26 protein-coding genes are annotated in these 24,823 nt (G+C 38.6%); 6 read left to right on the forward strand and 20 right to left on the reverse strand.

What is annotated here, in order from left to right:
* Nucleotides 1-120 precede the first annotated feature (120 nt).
* Nucleotides 121-1,785: a hypothetical protein gene (locus tag ACRX5O_RS04575; RefSeq protein WP_433904842.1), complete on the forward strand. Its 1,665-nt coding sequence runs from the start codon at nucleotides 121-123 to the stop codon at nucleotides 1,783-1,785.
* 72 nt (nucleotides 1,786-1,857) lie between these two features.
* On the opposite strand, the gene pepF is transcribed toward ACRX5O_RS04575, so the two are convergent.
* The 9 genes from pepF to ACRX5O_RS04620 form a co-directional block, all read right to left on the reverse strand.
* Nucleotides 1,858-3,645: an oligoendopeptidase F gene (gene pepF / locus ACRX5O_RS04580; protein WP_433904843.1), complete on the reverse strand. Its 1,788-nt coding sequence runs from the start codon at nucleotides 3,643-3,645 to the stop codon at nucleotides 1,858-1,860.
* Between the two features lie 123 nt (nucleotides 3,646-3,768).
* Entirely contained in the window at nucleotides 3,769-3,963 is a 195-nt protein-coding gene (locus tag ACRX5O_RS04585) for an IDEAL domain-containing protein (RefSeq protein ID WP_433904844.1), read from the reverse strand.
* Between the two features lie 115 nt (nucleotides 3,964-4,078).
* Nucleotides 4,079-4,729: a PspA/IM30 family protein gene (locus tag ACRX5O_RS04590; RefSeq protein ID WP_433904845.1), complete on the reverse strand. Its 651-nt coding sequence runs from the start codon at nucleotides 4,727-4,729 to the stop codon at nucleotides 4,079-4,081.
* Nucleotides 4,730-4,749: 20 nt separating this feature from the next.
* Nucleotides 4,750-5,136 (reverse strand): hypothetical protein, encoded by a 387-nt coding sequence (locus ACRX5O_RS04595; protein ID WP_433904846.1) that lies wholly within the window; start codon nucleotides 5,134-5,136, stop codon nucleotides 4,750-4,752.
* 247 nt (nucleotides 5,137-5,383) lie between these two features.
* Complete coding sequence (locus tag ACRX5O_RS04600; RefSeq protein ID WP_433904847.1) at nucleotides 5,384-6,259, reverse strand: GNAT family N-acetyltransferase; 876 nt, start codon at nucleotides 6,257-6,259, stop codon at nucleotides 5,384-5,386.
* 72 nt (nucleotides 6,260-6,331) lie between these two features.
* Entirely contained in the window at nucleotides 6,332-7,846 is a 1,515-nt protein-coding gene (locus ACRX5O_RS04605) for a carboxypeptidase M32 (protein ID WP_433904848.1), read from the reverse strand.
* A 150-nt stretch (nucleotides 7,847-7,996) separates the two neighbouring features.
* A complete protein-coding gene (locus ACRX5O_RS04610) occupies nucleotides 7,997-8,608 on the reverse strand; it encodes a TetR/AcrR family transcriptional regulator (RefSeq protein ID WP_433904849.1) in 612 nt (203 codons plus the stop codon).
* A gap of 11 nt (nucleotides 8,609-8,619) precedes the next feature.
* Nucleotides 8,620-9,228, reverse strand: coding sequence for a TetR/AcrR family transcriptional regulator (locus ACRX5O_RS04615; protein ID WP_433904850.1), 609 nt, complete (start codon nucleotides 9,226-9,228; stop codon nucleotides 8,620-8,622).
* A 269-nt stretch (nucleotides 9,229-9,497) separates the two neighbouring features.
* Complete coding sequence (locus ACRX5O_RS04620) at nucleotides 9,498-10,304, reverse strand: Cof-type HAD-IIB family hydrolase (protein WP_433904851.1); 807 nt, start codon at nucleotides 10,302-10,304, stop codon at nucleotides 9,498-9,500.
* A gap of 273 nt (nucleotides 10,305-10,577) precedes the next feature.
* Between ACRX5O_RS04620 and ACRX5O_RS04625 the strand changes: the two genes are divergently transcribed.
* A complete protein-coding gene (locus ACRX5O_RS04625; RefSeq protein WP_433905194.1) occupies nucleotides 10,578-11,477 on the forward strand; it encodes a Gfo/Idh/MocA family protein in 900 nt (299 codons plus the stop codon).
* Between the two features lie 23 nt (nucleotides 11,478-11,500).
* On the opposite strand, the gene ACRX5O_RS04630 is transcribed toward ACRX5O_RS04625, so the two are convergent.
* From ACRX5O_RS04630 to ACRX5O_RS04660, 7 genes are all read right to left on the reverse strand, one after another.
* Nucleotides 11,501-11,899 (reverse strand): PepSY domain-containing protein, encoded by a 399-nt coding sequence (locus tag ACRX5O_RS04630; RefSeq protein WP_433904852.1) that lies wholly within the window; start codon nucleotides 11,897-11,899, stop codon nucleotides 11,501-11,503.
* A gap of 100 nt (nucleotides 11,900-11,999) precedes the next feature.
* A complete protein-coding gene (locus tag ACRX5O_RS04635) occupies nucleotides 12,000-12,560 on the reverse strand; it encodes a PepSY domain-containing protein (RefSeq protein WP_433904853.1) in 561 nt (186 codons plus the stop codon).
* Nucleotides 12,561-12,613: 53 nt separating this feature from the next.
* A complete protein-coding gene (locus ACRX5O_RS04640; RefSeq protein WP_433904854.1) occupies nucleotides 12,614-13,978 on the reverse strand; it encodes a sensor histidine kinase in 1,365 nt (454 codons plus the stop codon).
* Nucleotides 13,975-14,673 carry a response regulator transcription factor gene (locus ACRX5O_RS04645; protein ID WP_433904855.1) on the reverse strand — a complete coding sequence of 233 codons (699 nt, stop codon included), beginning with the start codon at nucleotides 14,671-14,673 and terminating at the stop codon, nucleotides 13,975-13,977. The genes ACRX5O_RS04640 and ACRX5O_RS04645 overlap by 4 nt, the downstream gene beginning before the upstream one ends.
* A gap of 161 nt (nucleotides 14,674-14,834) precedes the next feature.
* On the reverse strand, nucleotides 14,835-15,368 hold the full coding sequence (locus tag ACRX5O_RS04650; protein WP_433904856.1) for a GrpB family protein: 534 nt from the start codon (nucleotides 15,366-15,368) through the stop codon (nucleotides 14,835-14,837).
* 19 nt (nucleotides 15,369-15,387) lie between these two features.
* The gene (locus ACRX5O_RS04655) at nucleotides 15,388-15,831 is read right to left on the reverse strand and encodes a hypothetical protein (protein ID WP_433904857.1); all 444 of its coding nucleotides are present in this window, start codon (nucleotides 15,829-15,831) and stop codon (nucleotides 15,388-15,390) included.
* A gap of 61 nt (nucleotides 15,832-15,892) precedes the next feature.
* Nucleotides 15,893-16,114 (reverse strand): hypothetical protein, encoded by a 222-nt coding sequence (locus ACRX5O_RS04660; RefSeq protein WP_433904858.1) that lies wholly within the window; start codon nucleotides 16,112-16,114, stop codon nucleotides 15,893-15,895.
* A 218-nt stretch (nucleotides 16,115-16,332) separates the two neighbouring features.
* On the opposite strand from ACRX5O_RS04660, the gene ACRX5O_RS04665 reads away from it, so the two are divergent.
* Nucleotides 16,333-16,866, forward strand: coding sequence for a helix-turn-helix domain-containing protein (locus ACRX5O_RS04665; protein WP_433904859.1), 534 nt, complete (start codon nucleotides 16,333-16,335; stop codon nucleotides 16,864-16,866).
* 12 nt (nucleotides 16,867-16,878) lie between these two features.
* Nucleotides 16,879-17,850, forward strand: a complete 972-nt coding sequence (locus ACRX5O_RS04670; protein ID WP_433904860.1) for an alpha/beta hydrolase — start codon at nucleotides 16,879-16,881, stop codon at nucleotides 17,848-17,850.
* Between the two features lie 42 nt (nucleotides 17,851-17,892).
* Here the strand turns inward: ACRX5O_RS04670 and ACRX5O_RS04675 are convergent, their stop codons facing one another.
* From ACRX5O_RS04675 to ACRX5O_RS04685, 3 genes are all read right to left on the reverse strand, one after another.
* On the reverse strand, nucleotides 17,893-18,870 hold the full coding sequence (locus ACRX5O_RS04675) for a DUF3231 family protein (protein ID WP_433905195.1): 978 nt from the start codon (nucleotides 18,868-18,870) through the stop codon (nucleotides 17,893-17,895).
* Nucleotides 18,871-18,954: 84 nt separating this feature from the next.
* Nucleotides 18,955-20,421 (reverse strand): phytoene desaturase family protein, encoded by a 1,467-nt coding sequence (locus tag ACRX5O_RS04680; RefSeq protein WP_433904861.1) that lies wholly within the window; start codon nucleotides 20,419-20,421, stop codon nucleotides 18,955-18,957.
* Between the two features lie 121 nt (nucleotides 20,422-20,542).
* Nucleotides 20,543-21,052 carry a GNAT family N-acetyltransferase gene (locus tag ACRX5O_RS04685; RefSeq protein ID WP_433904862.1) on the reverse strand — a complete coding sequence of 170 codons (510 nt, stop codon included), beginning with the start codon at nucleotides 21,050-21,052 and terminating at the stop codon, nucleotides 20,543-20,545.
* 127 nt (nucleotides 21,053-21,179) lie between these two features.
* Here ACRX5O_RS04685 and ACRX5O_RS04690 point away from each other — a divergent pair, with 127 nt between their 5' ends.
* Both ACRX5O_RS04690 and ACRX5O_RS04695 read left to right on the forward strand, forming a co-directional pair.
* Nucleotides 21,180-23,276: a peptidoglycan-binding protein gene (locus ACRX5O_RS04690; protein ID WP_433904863.1), complete on the forward strand. Its 2,097-nt coding sequence runs from the start codon at nucleotides 21,180-21,182 to the stop codon at nucleotides 23,274-23,276.
* 12 nt (nucleotides 23,277-23,288) lie between these two features.
* The gene (locus ACRX5O_RS04695) at nucleotides 23,289-23,744 is read left to right on the forward strand and encodes a hypothetical protein (RefSeq protein ID WP_433904864.1); all 456 of its coding nucleotides are present in this window, start codon (nucleotides 23,289-23,291) and stop codon (nucleotides 23,742-23,744) included.
* 59 nt (nucleotides 23,745-23,803) lie between these two features.
* On the opposite strand, the gene ACRX5O_RS04700 is transcribed toward ACRX5O_RS04695, so the two are convergent.
* On the reverse strand, nucleotides 23,804-24,820 hold the full coding sequence (locus ACRX5O_RS04700; protein ID WP_433904865.1) for a thiazole biosynthesis adenylyltransferase ThiF: 1,017 nt from the start codon (nucleotides 24,818-24,820) through the stop codon (nucleotides 23,804-23,806).
* Between the last annotated feature and the right edge of the window lie 3 nt (nucleotides 24,821-24,823).

A 24,823-nucleotide genomic window follows, 5' to 3' on the forward strand; every position in this document is an offset into this window, starting at 1 on the left:
AAGATAAAAAGTTTCAGATTTTGGTAAAAATATTACAAGCCTATTACAAATTTTAAAAACATGAAACAAACACCCTATCACACCCGTAAAACATACAAGATCGCCGAAAGGAGCTTACTAATGGGAAACATTCTTATATTTTCACTTCTTGCTGGAATAATTTCGAGCATTCTACTTATCCCTTTTTCTAAAATGACAAAAGAAACGAAGGTAACGGGTATTGCGGTGGCGTTTACAACAATTCTTGTTTTGATTTTGTTCGGCTTCTTTTATCTCACAAAACTGGATCAAAACATCAGTACTCTTTGGGCTTTAATACTTTTGGTGTCAATCGGAGGAACGATCGCTTCAAAAGGATTGGAGCGAAAGTTGAAAGGAATCATCTCCCTCGGAGCACTTGGCATTGGAATATATTTTTTATCTGCCTTTGTGTTCAATGCAGATGAGAAATATGAGCTTTCCAAAATGGACGAAAAGGTGGAGATCCCTGCCTTTGATGAAAGTGTGACTCCAGCGAGTGTTCCGCCCCAATTTGCTAGAAATAAAATGAGAAAGGCTTTTGGACAGGTTCCCAATACCAGTTACTATGAACTCGGAAATTTACAAATACAGAAAGTAAATGGACAATTTGTCTATATTGCTCCTGTTGAGTTCTCTGGCTTTTTCAAGTGGTTTAAGGGTGGGGAAACACCTGGTTATTTTATCTTAAGTGCAACAGATTCCTCAGCGAATCCTAAATTTGTTCAATCAAGTATGAAGTACACTCCATCTTCCTATTTTCAAAAGAACCTAGAACGTCATATTCGTCTTAACTATCCAAAGAACATATTCTACGGTGATGTGCAGCTTGAAATAGATGATGATGAAAAACCTTATTTTATTCGAACGTATGGAAGTTTTGTCACGGCGCGAAACGGTTTTAAAGCGGAAGGAATCGTTCTTGTCGATCCCTCCACTGGAAAAACAGAAGCGTTTGATCTAGAGTCAGCACCAGAGTTTCTTGATGGGTCTGTCTCACCTGAAGCTGTGAGTTTACAAAATAGTTATTACGGAAATTTTGTACATGGTTTTTGGAATAGCTTATTTGGAAAATCGGATGTGAAGTTGCCTTCCGATGAAGGCACGGAGGCCAATGTAAGCCCAATTTTTGATGAGAATGGTGTGATGTACTACTTTACTGATTTTACGAGTCCGAAAGAAGGAGTAGATTCCATGCTAGGGTACTCGTTAACAAATGCTCGGACCGGAAAAGCCACCTACTACACTGGAAATTTAGAGGAATCGTATATGGATTCTCGAGGAGCTCTTGAAATTATCGATAAGAAATTTATCGAGAAAAAATGGGATGGAGAAATGCCTGTTCTCTACAATTTCTATGGTGAAGCAAGCTGGCTCACTCCTGTTCTTGATTCCAATGGTTTCCTTCAAAATTATTTTATCGTTTCAGCAGCAAACCCTGAAATATCATCCTATGCAGAAACGCCTAACGATGCCTTGAAGAAATACAAGGTTGCTCTACAGCGTGAAGGTAGTACACTAAATGGAACCTCAAAGGCAGAAGAAAGGGAAACTAGCGGTGAAGTGCTTCGAGTTTATAAGGAGCGAATCGGAGATTATACGGTTGTATCCTTCCTACTAAACAATCAACAGAACTTTACTGTTTCATCAGAAAATAACCCTCTAGCGATCTACTTAGAGCGTGGAGACAAAGTATCTATCACGTATTTGGATTCCGGAGAGGACTTTCTACCGGTGAAAAAGCTATCAATTGATAATATTGAATAAAAATTGAGGACGAACCGACTTGGTTCGTCCTTTTGATATGTCCAATACTAATAAGGTAGTCTAAAAATAGACCTATAAGCTAGCAAATTCGTCAACAAGCTCAGAAAACTTTTTCATCGCTGATTCGATTGGTTCACTATTTGTAAGATCTACACCGGTTTTCTTTAACAGCTCGAGGGGATAATCAGAACTACCGCTTTGTAAAAACTTCAAATACGACTCAAGGAACTTTTCATCACCAGACAATAGGTTCGAGGCAATATGGATGGCGGATGCGTAGCCAGTCGCATATTTATACACGTAATAAGGTCGATAAAAATGAGGAATTCGAGACCAACCGTACTTTACTTCCTCGTCAAAAATAAGCTCTTCTCCATTGTACTCCCGGAATAGCTGTTCATACGTTGAGTTAAAAACATCAACGGTTAATGGAGTTCCCTTTTCCGCCATTTCATGTGTCTTTTTCTCAAATTCTGCAAACATGACCTGAGTAAAAAATGTACCTTTAAATTGATCAATAAAATGATTTAACAGATGCTTTCGAATATCAGGATCCGTTTCGTGTTGTAGTAAATAGTTGATTAAAAGTACTTCGTTTACGGTGGAAGCTACTTCGGCTACGAAAATACTGTATCTCGCTGAAATTTTCGGTTGATGCTCCGCACTTAATTTACTATGAACACCATGCCCACATTCATGGACGAGTGTGAACATGCTATCCAAATCATCTTGATGGTTTAATAAAATATACGGGTGGACCCCATAAATTCCAAGATTATATGCCCCAGACCGCTTCCCTTTTGTCTCTCGAACGTCAATGTAGCGAGAATCTTTGAATGTTTTTAAGGTTTCAATATAATCACTTCCAAGTGGCGCTAGTGCTTTTAGCATCGTTTCATACGCCTCTTCGTACGAAATGTCCATTTTCACACCACTTACAATCGGAACGCTTAAGTCATAGGCTCGAAGTTCATCGAGGTTTAACTTTTCCCTCCGAATTTGATTATAACGATGCATCGGTGCAATATGTTGTTTTGTTGACATAATTAAATTATCGTATACTTCTTTCGGAACATTATCGCCAAACAATGATTTTTCAAGTGCAGACGGATAATTACGTAGCTTCGACATCGTCACATTGTTTTTTATTGAATTGGATAATGTAGAAGCTATTGTATTTTTTAGCTGAATGTAAGGTTCGTAGTATGCTTTATACGCTTCTTTTCTCGTCTCACGGTTCTCATCTTCAATCAACTTTGAGTATAAGCCACGTGTAAGCTCGACCTTTGTCCCGTCCTCCTGTGTCACTTCTCCAAACTTTATATCCGCATTGTTGATCATTCCATAGATGGTACTTGGTGCGGAAAAAGCCTCTCCAAGCTGGGAAACGAGCTCCTCTTTTTCCTTAGATAGAACATGTGGCTTGTATCGAAACGATTCTAATAAATCCTCTTCAAAGTAACTCAATCCCTTTTCTTCCTCAATAAAGGCCTTTAAGTCCTTCTCTTCTAAACTCAAGAGATAAGGCATAAAAAATGACGTAGAGGAACTTACTTTAATACCTAAGCTCTTCATACGTTCGAGATAGCTTTGAGACTCTGTCACACGAGTGTCTTCATCCACCTTCAGCATGCTGTAAGCGTATAAATGATTGAATTTGTAGGAAAGCTCTTCTTTTTTCTGTAAAAATTGAAAGAGGCTGGCACCATCCTGAATCTTGCCATCAAAAGCTTTTAATTCACTCGTCATTTCTTCGACTTTCTTAAAATCGTTCTCCCATGATGATAAATCGGGATAAATATCGTCTAAATTCCACTTTTCTTGAGAGGGTACTTGCTCTCGAGACGTATAGGTAGTCATAGGCGAAGACAACTCCTTATGTATGTAATATTTTCTATTTATATCCATTATACGCCAATACAAATCGAATATCGTATAAAAAACAAAAACCACACAAATGTGTGGTCGTCGATTAATTTTTACTTACATTAAATTTTTTAATTCGTCTGTTAATCGGAAAAACTCTTCTTTATCTCTTGTGGCTAAGGAATCATCAATTTCCTTTCTTAACTTATCTTTTCGATAATCAAGTAGTGCTTGACGGATGACCATATCTGCGGCTGACGATAATTGTTCTTCAGTTGGTTGTTGTGGTGAATTTAGCAAATACTTTTCCATTGGAAATCACTCCTTAACCTTTTTTCTATAATAACATTTGTTTTCTGAAAATTCAATATTTAAATAAATTATTTTTTCGGAATACTTTTGTTAAGGAGTGATCACAGTGTTCGTATTAGTTGTTCTTAATTTTCTCTAATTCTTTTTGGACCTGTTCTTCGAGCTCATAGTCATATACTTTATTCAAGTCAACGGACGGTTGAAACAGTTCTCTTGCCTTTGATTTTGCTTCAAGAGCAAGAATCTTCTCCTCAGCACGTTCAAACCCCTTCACGGCACTGCCAGGAGTAAAAGTCGCAAATGATTGTTCAATGGATTCAGTCACTTTTGCCACGTGAGCTCTTGAAATAAGAATCTGCTGCTTATTTTTTAATTCCTTATATTTATACTTATAATCTTCAATTTGCTGAACAAGTTTCTTCGTTTGTTGTGAAAGAGCTTCAAGCTGTGAAGCATAAACCTGTTCCTTCTTTTCTAGTTCGATTTTATCTAAGATTAATTGTTTCGCTGTTTCGTCGTCACCTTTTTTAACAGCTATTTCAGCTTGTCCCACTCTTTTTTCCATTAATGCTCTAGTTTCATTTAATTGAGCTTCTTGTTTCTTCTCGAAAAACAATTGTTTGCCTAAAGATTCTTCCCCTTTGGCAATATCCTGTTCCATTTCACGTAGATGCTGCTTGAGCATCACAATTGGATCTTCCATTCGGTCTAGTACATCATGTAAGTCTGCTGTTGCGATCGTTTTTAAACGTTTAAATAATCCCATTTTGTAGTTCCTCCTCAAATTCATTCCATTATTGTTCTTTTTCTTCTTTTTGTTACTAAAAATAAAGCTAATCCAATAATCCCTACTGCAAATAACATGGGTAATAAGGAAATGACGGAAAAAGCGAACAATAGTAAACCTGATAGCTTAACTAAATTCAGCTTTTTCGTTTTACTCCAAATTAACCAACCGATGAACGCAGTAACAATTTTAATGATTGTAAGTATCGTTGACATACTAAGTGCCATTAAAAACGGTAGTGGATTATAATTTACATTCCAGTTACTTACATTTGGCAAGGATTGTACCCATTGTGTTGTTCCGTTTAGATAGGGAGCTGTATAGACTCCTAAACTAAAAGCAACTGCAAGTAAAAGGAAGAAAAGCAGCCACTTTAACTTTTTCAATCAACTACACCTCCTCTCCTTATTAACCGGATGCGCAGCCTCTTTTTATGAGTTATTCATTGGAGGGGGGAATTCCAAGGGTTCTCTTTCGGTTGAGGCTGCTATATCCTGGGCTTGTTATTATCATATCGAGGAGATATGTCAAAACTATTAACGATCCTTTACGAATTATAGGAAAAGAGAGGAACAATTCATTAATGATCATAAAAAAACCTTACTCATCTTGCAGAGTAAGGTCGCGGATTGGTTAGTTTAAGATTTGTTTCATATAAACAAGATGAACAATGGGTTCAAATCCCAATTCTTTTAATACCCCATAAGTAATGGAACTGCTCAATATCGGTAGGTTAGGTACATAGTGACGAATATGGTCAGTGGAAGCATGAAAAGCTTCTGCTAATAGAAACTGAATGACTTCTTTTTGATCGCTTCTACTTCGATCTGCTTCACATTGATATAAGGTAGTACCCGTATGAATTCCTTCCTCTGAAAAAATCTTACGGAAGTAGGCATAACCAATGGCATTTCCAAAGGCATCTTCAGCAATCAACGCTTCCCCATCCATGACGCTTTGCCAGTGGGTTTGCCAAGGATTTTTTCCTTGATAGAACGATAGATTGCCGACTTCTTCAGGTGAAACTCTCTTTATTTGAAAAACGTTTGACGAGACGGCTGGTATTTGACCTTCCTTTTTTTCTAAGCATTCGAGGTGGTCAATAATGTCGTATCCAAGAGATTGATAGAGAGCAATGGCTCCTTTATTTTCGCTTATAGCCTCTAGCGTCGACACATTCACGTCATTTTCTTCAAGAATATCTAAAGTGGCTTCGAGCATTCTTCTGCCGATTCCTTTGCTTCGGTAGTCCTTGTCGACTGCTGTTCCTCCATTCCAGCCGATTAATTCTCCTTGAAACTCTCTAATTCCATTTACAATTAATCCGACTGGTTTATCATTCCAGAAGGCAACAACGGACAACTTATCAGATAGTCCCTCGGAAGCCATTCTAGCCGTAAATTTTTCGGTAGTCATCGTTAAGTCAAAGTAATATCCCTCAAAGCCAATATTCCATGCCTCTACTGCTTCTGAAATCTCACAATCTTTTAATCTTTTGATCTTAAGCATTGGTATCTCTCCTTAAAAGAGGGTGTGCCTGAAAGTGATAAACACTCTTGATTTGGCACACCCTTCTATTATTTACATCTGATACACTCGACTATATTTTTCTTCAAGATATTCGACTAAGTGAGCGGCATTTAGTTGCTCGCCTGTCACAGAAACAATTAATTCATTTGGTGTATACAAGCTTCCATGCTGATGAATCTTTTCCTTTAACCAACTCATGATTGGCTGTAAATTACCAGTTTCTAAGTATTGGTCGAATACTGGTAGTTCTTTTTTCATCGTTTTTAATAGTTGTGCTGCATACAGATTTCCTAATGAATACGATGGGAAATAACCAAAGCCACCGAATGACCAGTGAACATCCTGAAGTACACCTAACGTATCTGTTGGAGGGACTATTCCTAGAAACTCTTCCATTTTCTTATTCCAAACAGCTGGGAGTTCGCTTACCTCTAGTTTTCCTTCAAACAATTCCTTCTCAATTTCATATCGAAGCATAATGTGAAGATTATACGTAAGTTCATCTGCTTCCACACGAATAAAAGACGGATGTACCGTATTAATTGCTTCGTAAAATTCTTGTAATTCAACGTTATGAAGCTGAGTTGGGAAAAATTCCTTTAGCTTTGGCAAAAAGTACTGCCAAAAGGCTTCACTTCGTCCCACCATATTTTCTAAAAAGCGAGACTGTGATTCATGAATCCCAAATGAAGTACCCGCGCATAAGACTGTTCCCTCAAGGCTTGAGCTAATTTGCTGTTCGTAGATACCATGACCTGCCTCGTGGATCGTACCAAACAAAGCAGAAAGTACATTGTCTTCTAGATAGCGAGTCGTAATTCGAACATCCCCTGTGTTTACCGTCTGGGCGAATGGATGCACCGTTTCATCAAGTCTTCCAGCGTCCAGATCAAATCCTAATTGTGGAAGCATGTAGCGGTTTAACTCTTTTTGCTTCTCTATGGCAAATGGCTGTTTCACGATTTCAACTGGTGTCTTATGTGAGGCAGCTTTAATTTTATTTAACAGTGCTATGCTCTTTTCTCTTAAGCTAGCAAAAAGTGGATCGAGTACTTCTACCGTTAAGCCTGGCTCAAATTCATCTAGTAATGCGTCATACGGATGCTTCTCGTACCCGTAATATTCAACGAATTTCTTTTTAATTTCAACGATTTTTTCTAAATAAGGGAGAAAAAGAGCGTAGTTATTTTTTTCTCGTGCCTCTTCCCATGCATCATTGGCATCACTGCACAAGACGGAATATTCCTTATATAAATCAGAAGGAATACTCTTTGAACGGTTATAAAAGTGTTTTCGTAAACGGATTTTTGCTTTTGTTACTGTATCAAAATTCTCATTGTTTTCTGACAACTGACCTAAAAGCTCTCCCATTTCCTGAGAGATCATAAGATCGAATATTTCCGTTTGCAGTGCCCCGTATGCTTTTGAAAACTGGGCTCTTCCCTTTTTAGGTGCGATCACCTTTTGATCCCATGAAAGGAGACCAGAGATACTTTCTAAGTGTGAAATTTTTTCGTCCAATGCTTGGAATCTTTCAAGAGCCATATGTAGAACCGATTGAGTCATAGCCGAACACCCCTTTAATGTTTTTTAACCGACTAATCGGTTTATTTTCATTATATGGAACATTCAGAATATTATCAAGTGAAAATAATCGGTCAATTTTCGCGAAAAAATGCGTAGTATCAAAGAAGGGTCTTTAACATACCAACAAGTCTATTTAGTGATCTTATTTAGGAAGGAATGCTTCTGATCCATTAATATCGATTGGTACGGTAGCTCTGGAAAAAGAATTCGTTGCATATTTGCCGCATCAATAAATGACCAAAACATATGAGTATAAATATCAACATGGATATTTGATTTGATCTCGCCCGTCGCTTTTCCTTCTTTTAAAATCGATTTCACTAATTCGAATTTCATGTTTTTATGTAATTCATCTAGGATAGTCATCATGTCAGGTTTTCTAGAAGCTGACAACTGAAAATCAAGCTGTACGAAAAATGCTTCCTTTTGCTCTTCACACATCGGTTCTAGCTGATAATAATGATCAAACAGATAGGCTATTTTTTCAAGATGTGTAGGAAGGGTCTTAATATGCGACTCGATTGGTTCTATTTCTCGAGTGACAATCCCTTTCATAAGCTCTAGGTATATTTCTTCTTTGCTTTTAAAATAGTTGTAAATCGCTCCTCTTGAAAGGCCTGAATGTTGAACAAGCTGATCCATTGACGTGATATGATAGCCCTTTTCCGCAAAACAATGCTGTGCACTCAATAAAATATGATTTCTTCTTTGTCTCTTATGTTCTTCAGATACGATTGGCATAGTACCCTCCCTTATTCAGACTTTAATTCTTCTAAATACATATCTTTTAATTCCCTTAACACATCGTAATAAGGAAAATCATCATATACCGCATGAAGATTGACTCCATCGATTATCGTCCAAAATCTTTCAGCGTAAAGTTGAGATGGAATATCTTGTTTGAATTCACCTTGCTGTTGTCCTTCTTGAATGATGTCATTCACTAAGGTAACCAATTTTCTTTTTCTTTCATGAAGCTGTTGAAGAAGGTCAGGATCCCTTGTGCTATGAAGATTAAATTCGTAGAAAACAACAATATATTCTAACCGATTGCGGTCAATGGGATTTGCAGATAAATAAGCGTTAAACAGATAATCCATTTTGCTGCTAGCTGTTCGATGTTTGGCAAAGTGTTTATGGTATTGAACAAAGTTCTTGTCTGTTGCACGTGTTAGGAGGTCTAAATAGATTTCTTCCTTACTTGAAAAATAATTGTAGATCGCTCCTTTGCTCATACCACAATGGGCAACGATATCATCCATTGTTGCAGTTTGGAAGCCTTTTTTCGCAAAGCACTCAAACGCACTGTCTAAAATCTGCTCTTTTTTCTCTTCTTTGTACTCCTCGGATACAATTGGCATAAGCTCCTCCTTTATTTTTGTTATATTAATGGTTAATCGCTAATAAATGGTGTGGATCGCAAATAAATTTTAATAATCGCAAGTAAATTCTGAAAATAGCAAATAAAAATTTTTAATCGCAAATAAATTTCTCGAATCGCAAGTATTTCCCAATAATCGCAAATAAGTTCTGATTATCGCAAAAAAATTAGAAAACAACAAGAGATTATCAAAGATTTTTTTAAAAATCGCCCCCTCCTGCTCAAAACAAGAGGGAAACGACCAACCGCTTATAAAAGCTTTAAAATATGGTAAATGGCGTGAGAAACGCCATCTTCATCATTCGATTTTGTTACATACGTAGCTTTTTCCTTTACTTCATCAGGTGCATTCTCCATGGCGACGGATGCTGTTGCGATTTCGAACATCGGTAAGTCGTTGCCCCCATCACCAAATGCATAAATCTCAGAAAACACATGATCATGCATCAAAGCATACCGCTGAATCGCTTTCCCTTTATGAGCTTCTTTAGACATAATTTCGACGTTATTTGGGAAGGAAGAAGCCAAAGTTAATTCTTCAAAACCGGATAATTTCTCCTTAACGATTTGAATTCTCTCAAGCTCTTCATATGAAACCACCGCAATACATTTGAAAATCTTCAAATCCTCGATTTGTAATATCTGGTCATAATCGTATGTAAGGAATAGCTCTTTTAGTTCCTCGTCACTTTTGCCTCTTAACCCAGGAAGTGTACAAGGAAATCCTCCGTGATTTGTATATACCAATATCCCGACAGAAAGCTTTTTTAATTCAGTCAGCATTTGCATATAGACAGGAACAGGTATCGTCGTTTCGTATAATAAGGAACCGTCCTTTCCATAAAGAGCAGATCCATTTAAGGTTAATATCGGGCAATTTAGTTCGCGAATCGCATTTACTTTCACAACATCAGCATAAGCTCGTCCCGTATTTAAGATCACCTCTACCCCTTCTTCTTGAAGCTTTCGGATCGTCTTTTCGTTTTCAGCAGATACCTCATGCTCTGAATTGAGCAAAGTACCATCTAAATCAAGGGCAACACACTTCACACACATTCACACCTAACTAGAATTGAATTTTTGTAATATTTTTTAACATATCTTATTTTTACATAAAAACGACCACCTATCAATTCGATTAGGTGGCATTTTTTTAATTATTGTTCGAAATCCTTTTCTCGGTTTCACTTTTTCTATTATAGCGTGTAAAAAAATAGGAGCACATTTTTCGTGAAAACCTCCATGGTTGACGGACGTTCCACACTCTATATATGATGAAAGAAGTACATAAATGGTAAAGGGTGGTATAATTTGAAGTTGAAAATTGGAATGGTTGGGCTTGGCAATATAGCACAAAAGGCATATTTGCCTATTCTATCTAGAGAGACAGATTGGGAGTTTGTTGGTGCTTTTACCCCGAACAAAGAAAAGAGAAGTTTGATTTGTAAGCAATACCGGATCGAGGATTTTTCAAGTGTTAATTCTGTGGCTGATGCGTGTGATGCGGTGTTTGTTCATAGTTCAACAGCTACACATTTTGACATTATCACTACTCTTCTCTCAAAAGGCAAGCATGTATACGTGGATAAGCCGTTAGCGGCTACTCTCGATCAAGCGGAGAAATTGGTGGAGTTGCAGCATACATCAGGCTGCAAATTAATGGTGGGCTTTAATCGTCGTTTTGCCCCTATGTATGTGAAAGCGAAGGAACAATCGAAAGATCTTGCATGGGCAAGATTTGAGAAGTATCGTGCGAATAGTGTTGGACCACATGATGTGGAGTTTACGATGTTAGATGATTACTTGCACCTTGTTGATACTGTCCGTTGGTTGGCTGAGGGTGATCTTATTGTTCAGCATGGAACCATACATAGAAATGAAAAAAACGAGATGGTTTTTGGTCAGCATACTTTCTCCAAAAAAGACGGGATCCAAATGACGACGGCCATGCATCGAAATGCAGGTACGGGATTGGAGCAATTGGAACTAGTTACGAACGGGGCCATCATACGAGTAAAGAATATGAATACGACTGAGAGGGAAGCTGGTGATACCATCTCAACTTCTTACCCAGGCTCTTGGGATTCCACGCTGAAACAACGCGGATTTGAAGATGCTATCCATCATTTTATTCATTGTGTTGAAAATGATATGACGCCTTCAGTTGATGGTGAAGAAGCGTTAAAATCACAACAATTAGTCATGAAATTAGTAACCCCCCACTTGTGAAAATGTGGGGGTATTTTATTGAATTAATCATCATCTCTGTCATCGAAAAAGTCAGTATCCATCTCTCTAATTTCTCCTGTCATGGCGTCAATTTCATAGTCCATCTCCTTGTCACCATCTTGGATTTCAATCTCGTATTCATTATCATCGTCAATTTCGACTTTTGTTACTGTACCTGGTGATTCTTTTAATGCTATAGCGATGGCCTCATCCTGGGAAATTTTCACTTCTTGAGATGATACAGATGAGTCGTCTGTTTTTACAGTTGTTTGTGTAGGTTCTGTAGAATCGCTAGTTGTTACCACATCCTTGACATTCTTTACCGAATTGTCATCCATTTTATCAATCGCTCCTACACCGAGTGTTCCACCTAGTACAACGAAACTTACAATACAAATTAATAATGCGTTTCTCTTTTTCATTTTGTTTCCTCCTTACTGTTGATACTCTTATCATAGCCAGCAAAAATGAGGAAACTCAGATAAGAAAATGAGAAATTGATGAGAAAACGAAAAGAAAGGTTTAATCATCCCATGTGACACTCATGATTTCCCCTGTAATGGAGTGAACTTGTATGGTGGCCTCCTGCTGGTCATTTGCTTCAATCTCAACCAAATAATATGAGATACCTTTTGATTCCTCGAGATCAACTTCCTCCACTGTTCCAGCTATTTTTTCTAATGCAATCCCTATGGCTTCTTGTTCCGTAATCTGACTTGGAGGCTCCTCCTTCGATGGGGGTGGTTCCACGGGTTCTTCCTCTGCCGCATGATTGCCTTGATCAGTTGAGGTGTCAGAGTTATTATTTAGAGAACTTTTTGTTTTTGTCATTCTTAAAATGTCGCCTGACTCTCGATCAAGGACAAGTTCATACTCCCCACCTGATAATGACAGAGTAATATGAAAACGACCGTCCTTTTCAAGTGTTGATATCACTTCGCCTGTATACAATTGTTTTACTTTTTCTTCGGCCTCAGTAGCGCTCATTTGGCTGGCAAATGAAGAGGTTTGTAAAAAGACTGCAGCAATGATTGCGATTACACTTAGAAAAATAATGATAATGCCCCATTTATTTAGCCTCATTTTTCTCCCTCCATTTGTATATTGACACTAGTATACATGTGAAAAATGAGAATTTACTGAGAGTTAGTAGTGTTGAAAAGAATACGAGCTGTTGTACCGTACCCTTCCCTACTTTCTACTTGAAGCTTTATATTCATTGCCTCTGCTAACTCTTTGGCTAGGGAAAGGCCCAATCCAAAGCCGCCCGTCTTTCTCTCCCTTGCTTTATCTACCCGGTAAAAACGATCGAATATCTTTTCTAAATCAGGAGCAGGAATCCCAATTCCAAAATCTTTTATTTCCAAAAAAGCAAGATTCTCTTTTGTATATAACCGTAATTCTATAATTTCATCACTGTATTTTCGCGCATTATCCATGAAAATATAGATAAGCTGTTTGAGCCTTTGGTGATCAGCTTCGACAACGGGATGACCTTCAATATTGATATGTATTTGTCGATGGTACGCGTGTTGAAAGGAGTGAGCAATTTCTTGTATCAACGGTGATAATTCTATTTTCTCTTTGTTCACTTGCCATTGCTTGTCGTGCTTGGCTAATAAAAGAAGATTATTGGTTAAATCCCTCATCCGTTCTGTTTCAGAAAGAATGGCATGAACGGATTCATCGAACACTTCTGGCCTCTCCTTCCCTCTTCTACGCAATAAAGTGGCATAAGATTCAATCACCGTTAATGGTGTTTTAAGTTCGTGAGAAGCATTGCTAATGAAATCTCCTTGTTTTTGATAATTCACCTCTAATAAGTCGATCATTTTATTAAATGCATCTCCCATTTGGTAAAGTTCATCATTTGTTTTCTTCGGTAAAGGAAGTCTTTTAAAATGACCACTTTTTTGTATTTCCTTCATGGTGTGAATCATGGATGTTATCGGTCTAGTGATGACATTTCCTAATAGCCTCGACGAAATCAGGGCAGGAATGGTTGCTAAAAAAGTGACAGCAATGAGAAGTAATTTTAATATGTGAAGCATCTCATCGGTGGAGTGTAAACTTACCATTACCTGTAGATCAACAATTTCGCCATCCAACCAAACGATCGGGAGTGATACAAAGGCAAAGGAACTTCCGTTGTTGTTAATAATTTTCTTCTCTTCTTTGCCGTAGTAGGTTACGGGTAAATTTCGTAATTCCGATAGTTGTGCTGAATCGGCTGCTGCCCCTGCCCCTGGGATTCCATCTGGTTTTACAATTTGTAGAAGTCCATCCACGGGTACATACGCTCGGAGAAGCTCTTGGACGGGAACTGACGCATCCGACTGGTGAATACCGGTAGTTGCCTGTTTCGCCTCTTCATACACTCTGTCTATTTCACGGTTCTTCGCCATTACGCTAAAAGAGAGATAAATCGTTAATACAATAATGATTAACAGAACAATGAACATGACTGCTGTAGATAAATTGATTTTATTATTAAGTTTCATTCTGTTTCCCTAAGAACATAACCAACGCCACGAATCGTATGAATTAAATTCGTAGAATAAGGCTTGTCGATTTTATTTCTTAAATAGCGTATGTAAACATCAACAACGTTGGTGTCACCGTAATAATCATAACCCCACACACCGTTTAAAAGCTGTTCTCGGCTTAGCACCTGGCGTGGGTGTTTGATGAGGTGTGAAAGTAACGAAAATTCTCTTGGAGTCAATTCGATCCGATCTTCCTCTCTCATCACTTCGTGTGTCGTCTCGCTTAGTTTTAAATCAGAGAAAATAAGCCAGTTGGATTCAGTCCCCTTATCGAGAATCGGCTGTTTATTGCGTAGACACACACGAATTCTTGCAAGCAGTTCTTCAATTTGAAAAGGCTTTGTCATATAGTCGTTTGCTCCAAGATCAAGTCCAGACACCTTATCCTCAACAGAATCCTTTGCGGTTAACATGATAACCGCTACGTTTGACTGTGCTGATCGAATCCGCCGTAAAAGTTCAATTCCACTAATACCAGGAAGCATCACATCTAATAGAATGACGTCCCAAGTTTCTGATTGAAACAACTGAAAACCTTCTAATCCATTTAAAGCCGTTTTCACTTCATAACCTTCATAGGAAAGTTCAAGCTCAAGAACACGGGCAATCTTTTCTTCATCCTCAATAATTAACACCTTTGGCTTATCCATTAAAACCTCCAAAAGATGGAATTTACCGTCATTTTATCATAAATGGAGGATGTTTACTTAATTTGTGTATCGGAGTAAAGATTTAAGGGGAAAAGTGCATAAGATAAACCCTCCAAAATCAAATGGAGGGCTAAGCCGTCTGGAAATTCATTGGGAAGCTATTAATCTCTCAATGTTCGAATTTCTTCTCCCCATTGTTTGGCGAGCTGTGCCAGCTCTGAAACAAGCTCTTGTTTTCCTTCTTGATATCGATGATGTTCATTGGGGTATTTGGTGGCTAGGTATAGCTTTTTTTGTTTGTATCTGGCAGCTTGTTCCGGGTGTTGTAGTAAATACTTCTTAAAGTCTAGGTGGAAATTAATCTGTTTATCTCCTTCTTGAAAAACATGGACATGATGGGTACGATGGTCCCCCCCTTTTTGAAAGAATCGTCTTCCAGGTATCCCGTTTTCTCCTTTTGCTTCATAGCCAAGTTCGAGCATGGAAGGGTTTAAATGGTCAACACTTGATATGTCATGAACGACCATCAATATGTCGATAATAGGTTTGGCGTAACCAATTGTTTTAATGGAGGTACTTCCTATGTGATGAATGTCGATCACGTTATCTTGGAGGATGTTATTGAGAAGCATAGCTTCTTTTTCAAAAACGCTAGCCCATTCTTCCGACCATGGTACGATATTTGTTTTACGCATAAAATGATTCCGTCCTTTTTTACGAGCTTGCAGTCATGATCCCTACAATTGAAATGATTGGGATGGCAGAAAGCAATGCTGCTCCGATAAAGAATAAAGTATTTACCATTCCTACTGATTCTTGACTCATCTTTGGATCTCCCATAATATCCCTTCTGATACGAAGAAGAGAAACAAATGCAACAACCAGGATTCCAATAATGACTACGAGTGGAACAACAACATTTGTCTCAACTACCTGACCAATTAATGTAAATGCATAAACAATGATTAAAATAGGGATCGCTTCAGCCATTGCCACTTGAATAAAAAACTTCGTTTGAGCTGATTGCATCGTATTCAGGTCTAGCTGTTTTCCATTTTCTACTTTTTCTTGGACCTGTTGCATCATTTTGTTAAAGGCAAAAGAAATACCCACTACGGCTATTGTGGATGCAAGAACAAATAACCAAGAAGCACTCATCCTCATCTCTCCTCTATGTCGAAATAAAAGGGTGCAATGAACTCGTGCACCCTTTACCATTTTATAACTTTTCAAGCTCATACTCAATTTGATTAACTCTTTTTGCGTTTCCTTCTGCCATATTATGTAGTCGTGTTTTAAGCTCATGGTCTACATGGATCGCTTCTGCGGTAATGGCGTATGTGCGTAAAAGCTGATTTTCAAGTTCAAGTGTTTCTTCTAAAGTTTGTCTTAGTGTTTTTCGATTCATGGTATCTTCTCCATGGTCATGGTCGTGCTTCACACAACATTCCTCCTCATTTTAAACTGATATTAGTATGGACATCCCTCGACTGCTTATACAGGTTTCGCCTTAGGAAGCACAAGAATAGAGATTTGCTATCACTCTGTTAGCATAATGTAGCACACTTCTAATCTTGAATTGTTCTTTACTTTTATTATTAAAACGTTTATATTATCATTATCGATATTGATAATATATTTTAGTAAGGAGTAGCTTTTATGAGTGAATCAAAAGCAGATGTGATCCTACACCCTGTTCGCATGAGAATTATCCAGTCGCTTGTTAGCGAGCCCTTAACTGTTCAACAAATGAAGGAACGTATGCCAGACATTCCTCAAGCGACCCTTTATCGTCATTTAAAAAAACTATTTGAATCAAAAGTGGTGTTTGTAGTAGATGAGCAACAAATTCGGGGCACGGTAGAAAAATGGTATGCGCTTCAACCAAAGGAAGTTAACTTAGGGACTGATGAACTTGCCAACTATAATAAAGAGCAGTATATGGCCCTTTTTATGAAGTATATCGCTAATATTATGGCCGAATATGAACGGTACGTATCACAGGAAAAGGTAGACTTTGTAAAGGATGGAGTTTCATTACGCCAGGCTTCCCTATATTTATCTGACGAAGAGTTCACTTCCCTCCTACAAGAACTCGGGCAAGTGTATTCTAAAGTTCTAACGAATAAGCAAGCACCAAATAGAAAGAAACGAACATTTGCCAATATCATCATACCAGAACCAAATAAATAGGGAGAGATGTTCATGAGAGAAACAGAGGTTGTTATTCAAAGCAAAGTGAACTTAAGTGGTAGCCTTACCCTACCTGATCGTGATCAAGTAAAGTCTCCAGCCATATTGATTATTCCTGGAACTGGAAAGCTGAATCGTGATGGGAAAGTAAATAAAAAGTTAGATCTTAATTTATACAAACAGCTAGCACAGTTTTTTACAGAGCTTGGATTTATTACTTTACGTTATGATAAACGCGGAGTTGGAAAAAGCGAAGGTGATTATTACCGAACAGGTCTTTGGGATCTCGTGGACGATTCGCAAGCAGCCGTCCAGTTTTTAAAGATGCATGATGCTGTTGATGCAGACCATGTTATCGTTCTTGGTCATAGTGAGGGTTCTATGATTGGTACAGCTCTTGCAGCCAGAGAATCAATGGCAGGTTTAGTATTACTTGCTGGTGCGGTTGAACGTTTAGATGAAGCAATGAAAAGACAAAGAGAGATTGCGGCAGTTGATATGAGGAGTGCCAAAGGGTTTATTGGCTTCCTTTTGCGCTTATTTAGGACAGATAAAAAAATTGAACCTCAGGCTCAAGCCTTTATCCAAAAAGTGATGACATCAAAAGAGGACACTATGAAGGTTCAATTTCAGACCATTAATGCAAAATGGATGCGTGAACATTTTGCCTATAACGTTAGAGAGGATTTATCCAAGGTTACTTGTCCCGTTCTAGCGATTACTGGTGCTAGAGATATTCAAGCAAACCCTGCGGTTTTAGAGGATTTAGCTAGCTTTGTTAAAGGTGATTCTGAATATCATATCGTGGAGAACATGGGTCATTCACTGAAATTTCAAGCTCAGACGTCTCATATGCTAACGGTTAAGAAAGATTTAATCACTGAGTCTACCCTTCCCCTCCATCCAGAATTAGAGAAGCTATTACGAAATTGGGTAGAGAAACAATTTTTCGAAGCGAAAAATCTAACGCATTTTATCTCTTAAATTCATGAAACGACCATCCTGATATAGGTGGTCGTTTCTTATTTACGTTAATTTTGGGGCTTGTGGTGGAGATTCAAACCATCCATGTTCAATCAAAATGTTCGCTCCATCTTCTGTATACCGAGCAACATCTGCCATTAGGCTAGTAAAGGTTCTGAAAATATCGCTTCTCATTGAACTTGTTAAAGCCACACCATAGTTGGCGATTCCTTGAGAGTTTAAGAAATTGATAAGAGAAATCATTAGCTTTGTTGAAAAAGGAGCCGTATTGGAAGAAGTAGTACTCACGCTCCACGCACCTGGAGTGGAAATTTCCTCCTTCTGAAATATCTCACTTAACGCGTTCTTATGCTTTGTAGCTATTTCTTTGCCTTTTATCATATAGGATTTAAAAGGCTCGTCATCTGTGACTGAAATAAAACCCTTCATTACCGTGAGTCCTACTTCATTTGTTAAGATATTATAAAATATCATTGAAATTTCTAGTCCGGTCAACGGACGATGCTCCCCAAGCCATTTCGTTAAGTAGCTTTGTTTTTGAACGAATTGAACCTCACTTGGTATCGGGATATATGGTGATCGAATCCATAATCCTTTTTCGAGTAGAAGACTTCTTGCCTTATCCAATATTTCTAAAGATTCGGTATTAAATCGCTTAAATAAAGCAAATATATCTTCCCGAGCAATGGTATTCAAGGCAATGGATGAATAATTTAAGTTCCCTTTTGAAACAAACCAATGATAATAAAGGATGAGTGGTTCTGTAAACAGTTTCCCTGCTTGTAAGTTTACATCTTGATCCGTAAAGGCAACAGGAATGGGAATTTCTTCATTATTCATAATCGTGGTTATTTCACCTTGTGTGGTAAGACAACATGCTAAAATTTCTTTATTTAACCCCTTAATCTCTTGATCTTCTGCAATTTGGTCAAAATACTTTAGAATGCATATATTCATGGATAAGGACTGGTACATCGACCAAAGATAGCCTAGTTCACTTGCGGTCAAATCCATTTGCATTTTCAACTATGATCGCCCTCTCATTAAAAACTTTATTTCTTATTGTTGGCGAAACTAAATATTTTAATGAGTTTTATATCCTTTTTATGAATATTCTTTTATGATGGCTCTAGACGCATAATATCCGCTTATTGCAGCAGATAACGTTCCTGGTCCTGGAAAGGCTTGTTCTCCGACGATATACCAATTGGGAAGTTTTGTACGGAAGCTTCTTGGTTTCCATACAGCATTCTTTACGGTTAAAGGAAAACCTCCAACTTTTGTTTTTCCGACAAATCTTTTGTACGTAACAGGTGTTCCAGCTTCAGCAAATAATAGATGATTTTTGAATGGGAAAACCTTTTCTACTTCTTGCATTAATAGGTCCATCAGAAAGTCCTTTTCTTTCTTATAAGACTCCTTTGAAAACTGAATCCACCTTTTATCTTCTGTGTGAACAGAAATGCTCATCAACACTTCACCCAAGTGATCCTTCCCTCCACTTTGGGATTCATGAATCGTAGCATAAATAGGATTGTGACAATATTTTGCCAACTGAGGATTGTCGGAAACAATTTGGAATGCACACGGAAGTGCGTTTCCCTGTAATTGATTAGCCACCTCTTTCCTCAAAGTGGCATCAATTCGAAAAGCACCCCATGAGAAATCACTATCTTCATAGGATGTGCTATTACCAAAAGAGATTCCGGAGTTATTGATGATGGTGGAGAATGATTCGTTGCATTTTCTACTTTCCACTTGCCATAACTTATTAGTTTGATTAAATTGTACTTTTGTCAAGGGAGAAGAAAGATACACATGACCATCTAATTGGATAATATAGTCCTTCAGTAGTTCGCAAAGTTGTCCAATTCCATTTTCAATGGTGAAACTTCCTTTCCTATAGATGGTTAATGCTACACTGGAAGGCAACAGTGCGGCTTCTGATACATCAGTTTGAACGGCATCAATCAACTGCGCATCAAGAAACTGTCTTAACGGGAGATAGGTATGCAGATTATATGTTTTTAATAGCTTCTCAACGGTCCATGACGCATACTTAGCAAGCCTTGTTACTGATAAAGGGTTTTTTAAGGCAAATGAGGGAAAACTTCCTAGATCATACATTCGTTGTATAGGCAAAGAAACTTCACTTTTTGTGACTGATAGAACGTCTTCCCCGATCTGTTCAAGTTTTTTCCAAAATAATAGAACGTCCCTTTCCCTTTCTGAGAACCTCATTTGTAATTCTCTTTCCCATCGCATTTTGTCTTTGTAAATCGAAACCTTTCGATCTGGTAAAATCACATCCATCGGGTGAAGAAGCTCCATTGTCGGTGGATGAATATTGAGCTCATTCAGTAATTTGTTAAGTACACCATCTTCCTCCAGTCCAAATGCAACGGTAGCTCCAGTTGGAAATCGTCTTTCTTTTCTCGTATAAAATCCCGCAGAACCTCCTACGCTTGTCGCTTTTTCAAGTATGGTAACGTCAAATCCATTTTTGGCTAGAAAGGCACCGGCGGTTAACCCACCCATTCCTGCACCAATAATACAAACTGATGGTTTCATATAATTATTCTCCTCTATGGGATATTGTTGTATTTATTTTCAACGGAAAGGGTTTAGATTACAATTTTAAATATGCAACCTCAAAAAAAGGACGTGTATGGCTAGTAGCCACACACATCCTTTATAAGATTATTGATAAGTCTTTCCAACCATATACAAGCTCAATTACTTCTTTCCCAACCAATGTATCTTGTAGTCGGTCAATTTCTATCGCTCCGAGTGATTGATAAAAATGCTTTGAAGGATTCTCCTCCAATACCAACACCGTCATTGAACCAATTCCATCATTAGTGAACTGTTCAATTAACGGCTTCACTAGTTGGCGTCCAATCCCTTTCCCTTGGTACTCCTGCAGAAGGTAAATCGCATATAATTCTCCCTCATACCCTGGGTAGTCTCCTGTTCTTTCTTTACCACCTGATGAAAAGCCAATGATCTCCCCTTGATGATTTTCAGCGACATATACATATCCGTTAGGGATGACACCATTCCATAATTCTTCGTGACTTTCATACGTTAGTGATTGTAGGTAATCTTCAGGGAAAATATGCTTATAAGTGGTTCGCCAGCTATCAACATGAACTTTGGCGATGCCCTTTGCATCCGCTGGTAAGGCTTTACGAATCATCATTCGGTCCTCTCCCCTCTTGAACTTCTTTATAGCTTCATTATATCAAGAAACCTTTCGTTCTCGGTTATGTATTTTTGATGATTAAATAGCAGATGGAACATACTAACACCAGGTGGTGATCAAGACGATGTATGAATTTTCTCAGATTGAACTAAAAGAACACGACGGTCAGATTATAGCTATTGTACATATGCATTTAGATAAACAAAATTTACTATCTGAGTTTAGTTCGGAAATTGGTGAGGAAAACGATAATCTCCAGCACTCAGCGAAAGGTTTTGTTAAAAAGCAATTCCCTGGTTTAAAGATTGCGAGGGTTCTCGTTGTTTCGGGTGCTATGATTCTTGCTAACTTCCCTTCATTAAAAACTTCCGCACATGAAGTCACTTTTAACATGAGTTATTTGTATTTTGGAAATACGAGCTCTTATATTTCGCAAGTTGATAAAACACAAGGAAACTTAAGTCAGGTGTCCCCGAGCTATTTTGATTTGAATGCGGACGGATCGCTCAAAATTACTTCTCAATTTGATGCGGCTTTTGTTACTCAAATGCACGCTCGTGGCATAAAAGTCGTCCCCTTTTTAAGTAATCATTGGGATCGAACCCTAGGACGGCAGGCGCTTAGCAACCGTGAAAAATTATCTTCTCAAATTGCCGAGTTTATTGTGAAAAATAATCTTGATGGAGTACAGGTGGATATTGAAAATGTGACAGATATCGATCGTGAAGCCTACACAGACTTGGTCCGCTTGTTACGGGAAAAACTTCCTGCAAACAAGGAGGTTTCGGTAGCTGTTGCTGCTAACCCGAACGGATGGACAAAAGGTTGGCATGGGTCCTATGACTACAAAGAGCTTGCAAAATATTCCAGTTATTTAATGATTATGGCTTATGATGAAAGCTATGCCGGTGGCCCTCAAGGACCTGTCGCAAGTTACGGCTGGGTGGAACGTTCTATCCAATATTCTTTGAATCAAGGAGTTGCTGCCGATAAAATCGTTCTAGGTATTCCGTTCTATGGCCGATACTGGAAAGAAGGTGAAGCGACAGGTGGAGCGGGTATTTCAAATCACCGGGTTGACGAAATGCTCGCCAAATATGGCGGTACGGTAACCTATGATGAAGCATCACAATCCCCTAAAGCAACGATTACGATTAAACCAGGAGACCCAACCATGACCATTGCTGGCAATACTCTTACTGCTGGTACGTATCATATTTGGTATGAAAATCATGAGTCGATTAAAGCAAAATTACAGTTAATCCATAAATATAATATTAAGGGTTCGGGAAGCTGGAGCCTAGGACAAGAAAGCTCATCCATTTGGCAATCGTATCGCACATGGTTAGCGCATGATGGACAGCTGGAAGTTTCTCCAGTTAGTGAAACTCAGCCAAAAGAGCAAACAGGAAGTACGGCTCCTTCTTCTGCCGTTACACATATCGTTCAATCTGGGGACACGCTATGGAAAATTGCAACTACTTACAAAATGACCGTTGACGAGCTGAAAGCATGGAATCAATTAACAGCAGATGCCATTTTTATAGGACAAGCATTGAAAGTAAAAAGCTTGCAATCCGAGCCTACCACTCAACAACCAGTAACTAGTGAACCAGCTGCAAATACACCCAGAGCAGTCTCTGCTCCAGTGCCAACAACACCGGCACCCGCACCTGCTCCAGCACCAAAACCAGCCGTAACGCCCCCAAGAGCACCGGCACCTGTCGTAGCAGCACCAGCAAAAAAATATCCAACCCTTCGTGTAGGATCAAGTGGCTCAGCCGTTACAGATATGCAAAATAAACTTAAGAAAGCTGGCATTTATAAAGGAAGTGTGCATGGTAAGTACGATACAAGTACGCGTAATGCTGTTATTGCCTTTCAGAAAAAATACAAGCTAAAAGCGGACGGTATCGCAGGACCTGCTACTTTGTCAAAGCTTGATGCCGTAATTGCCCCAACCCAATTTGCTACCGTACCAAAACCTGCTGCTGCGCCTGTTAAAAAGTACCCAACCTTACGTTCTGGTTCAAAAGGTTCGGCTGTAACGGATATGCAAAACAAGTTAAAGAAAAATGGTGTGTACAGAGGGAATTCACATGGCACGTACGATGCAGCAACAAGAAATGCCGTCATTGCGTTTCAAAAGAAATATAAATTAAAAGCTGATGGGATTGCAGGGCCAGTAACTCTCAGTAAATTAGATGCGGTAACCAAATAGGAGGATGAAGCTATGAAAAAAACGATGCATGTGTTTCTGGTAATCTTGCTCGCTTTTGTGGTAAATAGCCCAAGTATTACTGCGAAGGAAATGAAGAGCATGCCGTTACTTGGTGTAGGGGCTGCGGTTCAAGAGGGTCAAAACAAAGAATTTCTCATTAAAACAGAAGGATTCAAGGCCGGAGAAGGAATTGTTGCCACTTCTAAAGATTTTGAAACCAAAAACATCTTATTTCAAGTGGAAGTCAAAGGAACAGACCCGGTCATTTTAAAGATCGAAGAAACAGATGCTAGAGGCAAATTTTTAAAAGAAAAGGAACTGGAGGTCCCATTAACGAGCAATTGGAGCGTGAAGGAACTAGACTTTGTGCTTGAGAGTGAAACATCACAAATAGATGTATTTGTTTTAACAAAAGAGAAAAAGAAAACCGAATTTTCGGTAAGAAATGTGAATGTGACCGAACAGTGATGGAATCTAATTCTTTTATAGGGGTCCTGTTCAAAAAACTGGGACCCCTCCTTCCTCTTTTATCCTACAAACTGATAATACAGCTTTTTTGCTTCTGCAATATCCTTTGTTCCATGAATAAGCACACGTCCATCTGTAAAGAAAACAAGTCGGTGTTCTCCCTTAGTTAGGGACAGTAAATAATGATTTTTACTCACTTGGCCGTAGGGTTTTAATCGATTAGCAAGTGTTTCAAGATTTAAACTTGTGTTCGCCGCCGGTCGAATTTGTACGGTATTTCTTCCGCATAACACGGCTGTTTTTGTTGAATTGGTTTTATCTAAATACGGATAGATTGGAGTCTTTCCGCAAGACGGACAATCATCTTTTTTCATTTTTTCTACAGAAATCGATGACGATGAATTCAGCCATAGATCAAACGAATAAAGAGAGCCTCTAAGTGCTGCTAGATTTCCAGTAAGAAGCTTGAGTGCTTCTGTTACTTGGTGTGCAACGACGATTTGAACTGCGGGTGAAATGATGCCTGCTGTGTCACAGGTCATTCCACCTAGAGGAATACTATCTAACAAACATTGCAAGCACGGTGTTTTTCCAGGAATAATGGTAAGAGACAACCCATAGCTCCCCACACATGCTCCATAAATCCACGGAAGGTTCGCTTTTTGTGACATATCATTGATGAGCAGTCTTGTGTCAAAATTATCGGTTGCATCTAAAATAAGATCCACTCCAACGATTAACTGTTCCATCTCTTCGATGCTTACATCCATAACATGTGAAACCACTTCAACATCAGAGTTAATATCTTGCAGCCGTTTTTTTGCTGCCACAGCCTTCGGGATCCGATCACGAGCGTCTGATTCACTATATAGCTGTTGGCGTTGAAGATTACTCCATTCGACGTAATCGCGGTCGACAATGGTCAGTTTTCCTATCCCTGCTCGTGTGAGAGATTCAGCAAGTGCTGTTCCTAATGCACCTGCACCAATAATTAATGCGTGTGATTGCTGTATTTGTTTTTGACCTTCTTTCCCTATTGGTGAAAAAAGCTCCTGTCTCGAGTAACGGTCGTTCAAAAT

The organism is Robertmurraya mesotrionivorans, assembly GCF_050971805.1.
Taxonomy (GTDB): domain Bacteria; phylum Bacillota; class Bacilli; order Bacillales; family Cytobacillaceae; genus Robertmurraya_A.